Below are 9,512 nucleotides of genomic sequence, written 5' to 3'. Positions count from 1 at the left end.
GGCAGTGCAGGGCATCCAGGGTGACGAGTGTGTCCTTGGCGATGCCCAGTTCGGCGAGCAGCGCCTGGGCGGCGGGGATCTCGCTGGATTTCTCGCCGATCTCGACATGAGCGAGCACCAGCTTGGTGTCGGTGGCGAAGGCGCTGAGCACATGAGCCGCGGCGCGGTCATGGAACCTGTCGAAACTGCCGCGCAGGGTCTTGCCGTCGAGCGCAATGCTGGCCGTGCCGGGCTTGGTCCTGGCCGCTTGCAGCAGTGCCGCGTGGCGTCGGAACGCGGCCTCCACCGCGCCCGGATCGAGCCCCTGGAGGATGTAGCGGATCGCCGTGTGCGAGGGCGCCCGGCGCCATTTCAGGCCGAAGCTGCGGTTCAACCGCCGGCGATGGACGTCGATGAAGGTGACGATGCCGCGATACGAATTGCAGCCGCTGATGATCGCCAGGATCGAGAAAAGCAGAACATGCGGCAGCTTGTAGAGCTTGCCTTCCGCGCGCCGAGGATCGGGGACCTCTGCCAGTATATCGAGCAACGAGCTGAACGCGGCCATGACAACCTCCGAATCGGTTGCCTTCCCAAGAATCCCAAATCCCGCCGGTCGGGAATCCCCGCGCTCCCCAAAAAATCAATTCTCTCCCAGATGTTGCGCATCGGACTCACCCCAACTCAGAAATCAGCATTGAACAGCCCTGGGGGGCCCCGGAGGGGATCGAAGAGCCGGAACCAAAGAACAGAACAGTCCTGCTCGCGTCGATTGTCGAGACAAGACGGTCGATCGGGAGTGGCATGATTTGTTCCTTGGTCCGTTCTTCTTAGGCTAGCTCGTTCAAGTTCAGTTATTTGTGTTACCACAAGACACGTCCAATCGGGCCATCGCTTCATTTCTCTTCGTGACATTAGCCAACTTCGTTGTGTGCTTCCAGATAAACAGCCTCCGATTTGACCTCCAGGTCGCGCATGTCGTGGTCTACCTCTCGGATGGCTGGATATCGGCACCGAAGTGGAGCTTAGCCTTAAAATCGGTGCAGTCCGGGTAGATTTGCTGCTCACAATTCAGGGGCAGGCATGATGGGACGGACATCCCGGCAGACGTTGGTTTGAAGCCAAGAGTTTCCGTGACCAAGTCAGGGTCGGCATCGAAGCCAGTGACAGTGAGTATAATAATTCCTGAATATGTCTACTTTCCATTGGGTCGAAAAGCTCGGCTGACGGCTAATCTGGGTCGATTCGAGCCAACGCCGATCCTCGCCGGAATGTCGGCTTTCCTCTGAGCGGGACCCGTAACCGGCCATTCCGGTATCGGCCCATGTCGGGCAATCGTGAGACGGCTCACTCGCGTCGTTTATGGGCCGAAAGCGTCCTCTTTTTCCTTGCCTCAAGGCACCAATTCGCCAGTCGGTACTAGCAGTTCTGGTCCGTTGTTCCGGGGCGAGTTGACTGCCTGCCCTACCGGCCATGCCAAAGTCAATTCATCGGGTGGTGGGTGAAGCAGATCGGCCGCATGTCCAGCCACTTCGCCCAACCAGATCGGCCAGTCCTCACGCTGAATGATGACGGGCATGCGGTCATGCACTGGCGCGGCCATGATATTGGCGGACGTGGTAATGATGGTGAAGGTGCGGAGAACTTTCCCCGTACCCGGCGTAACCCAGCTTTCCCAGAGGCCGGCGAAAGCCATCGTCGCGCGATCCGTGCGGGCAAAGGCGAACGGCCGCTTGCCGTCTGGCGTCACCTGCCACTCATACCAGGCGTCGACCGGCACCAGGCAGCGCCGGGACTCGAACGCCGGCTTGAACATCGGTGAGGTCGCCACGGTCTCGGCACGGGCGTTGATCGGCCGCCGTGCCTCCCTGATATCCTTGGTCCAATGCGGTACCAGACCCCAGCTCAGGAGATCGATGCGCCGCTCGCCGGTTTCAGGATGTCGGCGGACAACCAGCGCCCGCTGTGACGGGGCGATATTCCAGGACGGCCGTGCATCTGCCGGCGCTGAATTGACCGCCCCGAACAGCTTGCGGATCGCTTCAACCGGCTGGAAGGCTGCAAAACGTCCGCACATGGCGCCTCTTGCTCTCCTGAAATGTTCTCCATATGTTCTAGTCGATGGAGGTGTACATGGGAAGCTACACAGGCGGGAATACCACAGGTTTCGTCAGCCCCGCAGGTGATAGCCTGGAGGGACCGATCGATCTGTCCGAGATCCTCGATCTCCGCCGGCCCAGCCGCTATCCCGTGCGCGTAGCCGGCGATGCGCTGGCCAGCCGCGGCATCCTCTCCGGCGATATCCTGATCGCCGATGCCGCCACCCCACCGGCGCCTGGCAAGGTCGCTGTGGTGATGCTGGCCGGCGACGTGCTGGTCGCCCAGCTCGCCTGGCGCAACGGTCAGTGGCAGCTGCTCTCCGGGCGCGCCGGCACCGAGCCCCTCCCCGTCGAGGGCGATGACGCCGAAATCTGGGCGGTGATCACTGGCCTGGTGCGAACTCAGGTCTGATCGCAATGCCGACTTTCGGGCTGATCGACGGCAATTCCTTCTATTGCTCGGCCGAGCAGGCGTTTGCGCCGGAACTGCGCTCCCGCCCGCTTGTGGTGCTGTCCAACAATGACGGCTGCGCCATCGCCCGAACGCCGGAGGCCAAGGCGCTTGGGATCAAGATGGGCGAGCCCTGGCACCTGTTCCGCAATCGCCCGGAGAGCAGGGCCGTCGAATGGCGGTCGAGCAACTATGCTCTCTACGGCGACATGAGCCGCCGGGTCTACGACGTGCTCACTGAACGGGTGCCGCAGGTTGAGCCCTATTCGATCGACGAGATGTTCCTCGATCTCGATGGCATTCCCGATCTCGAGCGGTTCTGTCGCGACCTCCGGCGTGATGTCCGACAGATCGCCAAGATCCCCACCTGCGTTGGGATCGGTCCAACCAAGACGATCGCCAAGCTCGCCAACAAGGTCGCGAAAAAGGAGACGGCGCTGAGTGGCGTGTGCGACCTGCGCGATCCGGAGCTTCGGGCGCGGCACTACGAGCGGCTGCCGGTCGACGAGGTCTGGGGCATCGGCGGCCAGGCCGGGGCGAAACTCGCCGCGGCTGGGATCGCCACGATCGTGGATTTCGTGCGGGCGGATCCGCGCGTGGTGCGCGACATGCTGACCGTGACTGGCGCCAGGGTGCAGACGGAGTTGCGTGGCGCCTCCTGCCTGCCGCTATCGCTAATGGCGCCAGCACGGAAGGGAATCGCGGTAAGCCGCAGCTTCGGACACATGATCGACAAGCCGGCCGAACTGCGCGAGGCCATATGTACCTTCGCCGCGCGCGCGGCGGAGAAGCTCCGCGCCGAGGGGCTTGAGGCGGGCCAGATCGCGGTCTTCACCCATACGAACCCGCATAACGGTGACCCGTGGTATTCGGCGCAGCGCCAGGCCAAGATCGAGCCCACGGCTGATACCGGTCTGTTGATCGGCGAGGCGATCAGGCTGTTGCGGGCCGTCTGGCGTCCTGGATACCGGTATTTCAAGGCGGGGGTGATGTTGCAGGACCTCGCCCCCGCGCGGCGCCAGGCCGTTCTGTTCGCCACCTTCGATCGCGAGAAGTCGGCTGCCACAATGAAGGTGATGGATGCGATCAACGCCCGGTTCGGGCGCGGAACCCTACGGATCGCTTCGACGGCCACAACGCCATCATGGGGCGCACGCCGGCAAAATCTCTCCCCCCGATACACGACGCAAGCCGGTGAAATGCTGGTCGCGAATTCGTTTTAGCGCCGAGCTTCGATTATGCCCGGCTTGGGGGGTAAGCCGCCTGTCAACTTCCAGGACGCACGCCCGAAAAGCAGACCTCCATTTCGGGCCGAGCCCGGCCGCGAACTGCCGCTCTGGTTTCGGCGAAGTTGTGCGGTAAGCAGCCATTTAGATCGCCGCCCGACAAGCCCTCACCCAGCCTCCCACTCGAACCGCGCTATTTCGGGCGTGATCTGTGGCTTTCGCACCAAGTCGCCAGTTGAACCCTGCAAGACGCGCCGCTTGATCATCGAGTCGGCGGCGGCACCTATTAGATGACTGCCTTTTTTATACTCTCCATTAGTTGTGCTATCGTGTGGTGATGCAATCGATCGAAGCGACCCGCGAATTCCTTCTCAACACCAAAGCGCTCCCCGCAAGGCACGCGGACGCACCCGAGGTCCTTGCTCGCATCATGCGGCTCAATATCGGGGAATGGTCCGAGGCCGACGTGCGGGCGGAGATCATCGACCCACTCATCCGACTTCTCGGTTACGACAAGGAGAGCTATTTTTCGCTTGATCGCGAGAAAACCGTTGAAGTCCTTGGCGGCCACAAAGCACTCGACTACAATATGACGCTGTTCGCGGAGAACTTCTGGCTGATCGAGGCGAAGCGTCCCGGCCCTGCTGAAAATTTCGATCGGGATGCTCTCTATCAGGCGCTGAGATATGCCGCCCACCCCGATGTCAATGCCGCGTTGCTTGTCCTGTGCGACGGCAACAAGATTGAGATCTTCGATCGGGAAGAATCACTCAGGGAGCCGCTGCTTCACATTGCGAGGGCCGACTTCGATCGGGATTTTGACAAACTGAGAGCCTTGCTCTCGCCGTGGCAGGCGTTCTTCTTCGAGCGCCGTCGCGTTCTGCGCCTGATCGACAAGACCTTCGATAATGAGAACCACCTCTCGCGGCTTGAGGAATTTCGTGCCGCGATCGATCGTCGGCTCATCGAAAAGCGGGCAAGAATCCTGCAGAACAGCCGTGAGCGTATCGACCACGAAGGAGGGCTGCGCGCACATATTGGCGCCGTCGGAAAGAGTGATCCCGCCCAACTCGTTGATGCCGATTTCTTCGTTATCCACTCGAAGATGATCGCGGAAGCGATGACCGCGCGGCTAGTGACGTGCGCGAACGAACTCCCCGTGCTTGTGACTAACAGGATCCTTCCCGATCGCCCTCGTCCTGCAAATGCAGCGTTCTGGGCTAATGCGCTGAGCTATCTAATCGGTTTGGAGCAAGCGGGCCTCGAGCACGAACCGATTCCCGTCTATCTTGCGACGGCGGGTCGAACGCCGCACGCCGCGTTGACCCAGCTCATACCTATGCTTCTCACGAATTTCGCAGCAGACCCTGCGCGACAGGTCATAATTCTCTATTCAGCCGCAGCGCGCCGGGTGGCGAAACTCGCCATGATCCTCGACAATCGCTCGCGGAGCGTCGGCGAGTTGTTGCATTTTGTTGAACGTGCCCACGGTGACGAGCTGACCTTCGCTCAGGCGGTCTCATCACCGGAACGGCATTTGCTGCTCGCGCTCGATTCCATCGAAATTACGGCCACGATGGAATTCGTCCGTCGCCACACCGACGGCAGGAGGGCATTCCAACAGGCCGCCGCTCAGCAAGAGCTGCAGGAGCTTTGGGCGCGCGAGATCGCCATGCTGCGACGGGTGCCGAACTATCATGAACTGGCGCGCGCGCGGTACGGTGATGAGTGTCACCCAACCGCTGCCTGCAGTGTCGCCTACGACTGCCTCGGGCACAATGCCCTGTGCGTGTTGGAACCTCATGGCGCCTGGAAAACGTGGACTCTTCAGCACCATCCTGACCTGGTCGAAGGTATGGCCGAACTCGGGTCTTGGCAGGCACGCAAATGGCTCGGAGAGGAAATCGACACCCAGCGTCCTCCGGCATCTGACGCGACCCTCGCGGGGCGGTTCTTCTTTGGAGACGCGGCAGCAGCCCAGGCGCTCCGCGAGGGGTATGGGTTCCTTGGGCGGCCATAGGAATCCCGCTTCAAATGGGCGCGCGAAGCCGCCATTGCTGGCGGTCAGCAATTGACCGCTTTCGGGATCAACCGCTCAGCGGTTCGGCGACCGTGATGGGTCGTGTACGGACATTCAATTTGGCACTCCCCTCCCCGTCGTGCCCGCCCCGTGGCTATGTTGCGTTGACGGCAAAGCGGTTCTCGCCGACGCGATCCGCCATCTCGGGCCGCCGGAAATAAATGGCCCGGCCGCAACGCAGCGGCCGGCCTGATTTCGGGAAGATGATCTGCTCATCATCCCGCATGTCGTGCATGATCTCCTCGGCGCGGATGAGTTGGCGTTTCAGCTCATGATAGGTTGTGGTCTGGCCTGTCGAGCGGGTGCCTGCTTCCAGCCCCTTCGCTGAGTTGCCGGTGTTCGAGCCTTCCGACCAGGCCAGCACGCCGTATTCACCGATCGCCGCAGCCAGCTCCTCGGCGACGGCCTTGGTTTTGACGCCGGCGAAGCCGTACCAGCTGACCGATTCAAACCACTTAGCCGGGCCGTCCTGGCCGAACAGCTCGCGAAGCTGGCCGATCGACTGATAAAACGGAAACAGCGTGATCTTGTATTTCCGGGCGCAGTCGCGGGCGGTTTCGAGGATTTTCATGGGGCCAAGCCGGGCGGCCTCATCGAGCAGGAACAACACGCGGCCTTCGATCACGCCATCCGCTTCATAGGCCGCGTTCAGCAGCGCGCCGGTGATGACGCGGGCGACCGCCGGGGTGGCATCGAGCGCCTTGAGGGGAATGTTGATGAAAACCGTGGTCGTGCCGAGCGTCAGATCAGCGCACCGGAACGTGTTGCCGGAAACGAGATCCGCATAAGCGGCGGTTGAAAGCCAGGCCGTGTCCTGGGTGGCGTTCTTGTAGATGCCGCTAAAGGTCTCATCCACAATGTCCTTCAAGCTGCCGGCCAGATCGCGGGCCAGACGGCTTTGCGAGTTCTTGTGAATATGGGCCAGAACGTTCCGCAGCTCCTTTTCGGGCGTAACGATGGCCGTGCGGACGGCGCGCAAGGTCTTTTCGTGCGGGTCCAGGTGTTCGTCCCAGAGCATATGCGCGAGCAGCGCCGTCACCAGCTCCTTGCCGCTGTTCTTGAAGAAGGAAGCGTTTTCATCGCCGCCTTGCCTGGTATCGCCGCAAACCCACTCAACCACGGCCTGAACATCGATTTCCGCGAGCGGGGAGGACACATCGATCCAGTCCAGCACATTGAACCCGACTTCGCGGGCCGTGCGGGGATCGAGCATATAGACTTTGTGCCCCATGTCCTCGCGCGCCTGGCGCAACATCGGCCCCAGCTCCACCGAGGGGTCAAGGACAATGGCCGAGCCGGTCCATGTCAGCAGCGTGGAGACGGCCGTCGTCGTCTTGTAGCCGCCCGATCCGGCGAACATCATGCAATGGGTCGAGCCAATCTCGCATGGATCAATCAGCAGGGGCGCTTTGCCCCCCTGCCCCCAGGTTGAACGATCCTTCGGCCGGAACGGCATGCTGGCAACGCTGTCGCGGTGAACCTCATACGCCTCGCCCACGACAAGCCCGCCATATTCCGGGGCAGGCCCCGGAAACCGTGCGCGGGCCTCCTCCATCGTCATCCAGCGGGCATGACCATGATTGTCGGTTGGGGCACGGATCGGCGCATCGACGGGCTTTGTCGGGGCGTGATTGCGGCGCAGTGACCAGCCGGTGACGCGCCGGCCGCGCACAAGCTGAACGACGCCGGCGAGGAAGGGGATCGCGAAGGCCGGCACGCCGCTGATGACCAGCCAGACCCGCACGGTCGGATCTCCGCTGGCCTCGAAAAGATAGAGCCACCATTGCCAGAACGGATGCTGGAAATGCCAGAACAGTCCGGTTCCAATGAGGAAGATCATCGTGGCGAGGACGGTGAAGAACACCAGGCCGAGCACCAGCCCGACGAGGAGCCGCATCACGCCGCGCCAGGTCATCATGCGGCCCGCAAGAGGGCGGCGGCTGTTTCGCCGCGTCTGGCTGCGTCCGGGCCAAACCAGACCTTGCCGATCCGGTAGGTGGTGCCGGAGGTCTCGAACGGGATGATGAGATCGACAGCCGCCGCAAGCAGATCGCAAAGCGTGGCGTCATCGAAGCCAGCGCCCTTCGGGGATCCCTTGATGAGCGAAAACAGCTTCTTGAACGCCTGGGCCGGGTTGGCGCCGTGAATGGTGGTGATCGAGCCCGGATGCCCGGAAACCACTTCGTTCACATAGGTCCATGCCGCATCATCGCGCAGCTCTTGCAGGAGCACCCGATCCGGCCGCATGCGCAGGCTGGCCTGCAACAACGCCTCGGCGTCGATTTTCGCGGTGGAAAGGCCGTCTTTCGAGTAGAGCAGCCGCACATGATTCGGTTGCGGGATCACCAACTCCGCCGTGTCCTCGATGGTGATGATCCGCTCTGCCAGGGGGATCGCCGAGATCAGCGTTTTGCTCATCGTGGTTTTGCCGGAGCCGGTGGCGCCACAGAGCAGGATGGTCATGCGGCAGCGCACGGCCGCCGCAAGGAAGCCCTCAAGATCGCCGGAATCGTAGTATTCCAGGGCTTCCGCGAAATTCCGGGTGTCCCGGTTTTCTGCCCAACTGTTCCACCCATCCGACTGATACCGGGAGGTGACGGAGGACAGCGGCGCGACCGTCGAGCCAGGCCGGCGGATCGTCAGGCTGACCGTGCCCGTGGGCACGGCGGGCGGCAGGCAGACTTGCAGCCGTTCGCCGCCCGGCAGTTCAGTGGAGCAAAGCGGCGAGGTGGGGCCGACATCCTGACGGCGCAGCGCGCCGGCGAGCACGGCAATATCCTCCAGCGCCGAGCGATCTAGGGGCACCTTGAACCGCTCGAAAACGCCGCGCTGGCGCACCCAGCACTCGCCCGGCCGGTTGATGCACAGCTCCTCAGTCGCCCCATCGTTCAGCCAGGGTTGCAGCGGGGCGAGCAGAAAGCGGAGCAGCGGCGCGGCCGGGCTTTCCGCAACGAGGTCATCGGAAAATTCAGCGTCGTTCATAGTTCCCCCCGCTTTTTAGCCCTGATGACCATGGCCGAGTGCCAGATTTTCAGAGCCAGGAAGATCAGGCCGAGGCCGGCCGAGCTATGGATGACCGCGGCCGATTGATGGCCGAGCAATTCCAAGATGATCAGGACGAGCCACAGCCCCAGAAGCGTGCTGTAGAGCCAGCCTTGACGGAGAAATTTTTGCCGCCGGCGCGCGTGGCGACGATCTTGCCATTGAATGTATTTGACGACGGTCTTTTCGACATGGCGATTGAGCCGCTGCCCTGCCTGCGTCAGGCGATCGAGGCGGGTACGCCAGCCCTCCCTCATGGCGAGACAACCGACAGCTTATAGACCTTGGAGAAATTCAGATCGCGGGCAACGAAGATCGAGACATTCTCGCCCTGGTGCTTGGTCAGCGTGGGCGGAATGTCGATCGTGTGTTGCAGTGTGGTGTTGGCGATCTGGTTTGTGCTGGAGTTCATATATTCCAGATACGTGTTGCCGGCGCTGTTCTGGGCGGCGTTCGCCGCCACCTGCAACGAGCCGCCGATGATCGTCATCATGATCGCCGCGCCGAACCGTTCGAGGAAATGGTTGTTGACGGCCCCCGAGACGCCAGCCCGGCCGAGGGGATCGGCCGCCGGCGAGGCGAGTTGAATGGCGACGTTCTGGGGCGTCACCGCGCGGTCCCAGAGGATGAAAAGT

At 62.3% G+C, this 9,512-nt stretch carries 9 protein-coding genes; 3 read left to right on the top strand and 6 right to left on the bottom strand.

Annotated features, from left to right (window positions below; all coding sequences use genetic code 11):
- Both APM_RS19180 and APM_RS19175 read right to left on the bottom strand, forming a co-directional pair.
- The coding region (locus tag APM_RS19180) for an ISAs1 family transposase (protein ID WP_007425053.1) at positions 1-547 on the bottom strand (547 nt) is incomplete at its 3' end.
- 825 nt (positions 548-1,372) lie between these two features.
- The gene (locus APM_RS19175; RefSeq protein WP_007425052.1) at positions 1,373-2,056 is read right to left on the bottom strand and encodes an SOS response-associated peptidase; all 684 of its coding nucleotides are present in this window, start codon (positions 2,054-2,056) and stop codon (positions 1,373-1,375) included.
- Between the two features lie 56 nt (positions 2,057-2,112).
- Between APM_RS19175 and APM_RS19170 the strand changes: the two genes are divergently transcribed.
- From APM_RS19170 to APM_RS19160, 3 genes are all read left to right on the top strand, one after another.
- A complete protein-coding gene (locus APM_RS19170) occupies positions 2,113-2,490 on the top strand; it encodes a LexA family transcriptional regulator (RefSeq protein ID WP_007425051.1) in 378 nt (125 codons plus the stop codon).
- A 5-nt stretch (positions 2,491-2,495) separates the two neighbouring features.
- Positions 2,496-3,752 carry a Y-family DNA polymerase gene (locus APM_RS19165; protein ID WP_007425050.1) on the top strand — a complete coding sequence of 419 codons (1,257 nt, stop codon included), beginning with the start codon at positions 2,496-2,498 and terminating at the stop codon, positions 3,750-3,752.
- Positions 3,753-4,092: 340 nt separating this feature from the next.
- Positions 4,093-5,775, top strand: coding sequence for a type I restriction enzyme HsdR N-terminal domain-containing protein (locus APM_RS19160; protein ID WP_039889313.1), 1,683 nt, complete (start codon positions 4,093-4,095; stop codon positions 5,773-5,775).
- A gap of 154 nt (positions 5,776-5,929) precedes the next feature.
- Here the strand turns inward: APM_RS19160 and APM_RS19155 are convergent, their stop codons facing one another.
- The 4 genes from APM_RS19155 to APM_RS19140 form a co-directional block, all read right to left on the bottom strand.
- Positions 5,930-7,750, bottom strand: coding sequence for a type IV secretory system conjugative DNA transfer family protein (locus tag APM_RS19155; protein WP_039889317.1), 1,821 nt, complete (start codon positions 7,748-7,750; stop codon positions 5,930-5,932).
- The gene (gene virB11, locus APM_RS19150; RefSeq protein ID WP_007425047.1) at positions 7,750-8,817 is read right to left on the bottom strand and encodes a P-type DNA transfer ATPase VirB11; all 1,068 of its coding nucleotides are present in this window, start codon (positions 8,815-8,817) and stop codon (positions 7,750-7,752) included. Before virB11 ends, APM_RS19155 begins: the two co-directional genes overlap by 1 nt.
- Positions 8,814-9,134, bottom strand: a complete 321-nt coding sequence (locus tag APM_RS19145) for a hypothetical protein (RefSeq protein WP_039889311.1) — start codon at positions 9,132-9,134, stop codon at positions 8,814-8,816. The genes virB11 and APM_RS19145 overlap by 4 nt, the downstream gene beginning before the upstream one ends.
- Positions 9,131-9,512: TrbI/VirB10 family protein (locus APM_RS19140; RefSeq protein WP_007425045.1), on the bottom strand; the 382-nt coding region annotated here is incomplete at its 5' end. The genes APM_RS19145 and APM_RS19140, both read right to left, overlap by 4 nt.

Source organism: Acidiphilium sp. PM (assembly GCF_000219295.1).
GTDB lineage: Bacteria > Pseudomonadota > Alphaproteobacteria > Acetobacterales > Acetobacteraceae > Acidiphilium > Acidiphilium multivorum.
This window is presented reverse-complemented; position numbering and strand designations above follow the sequence as displayed.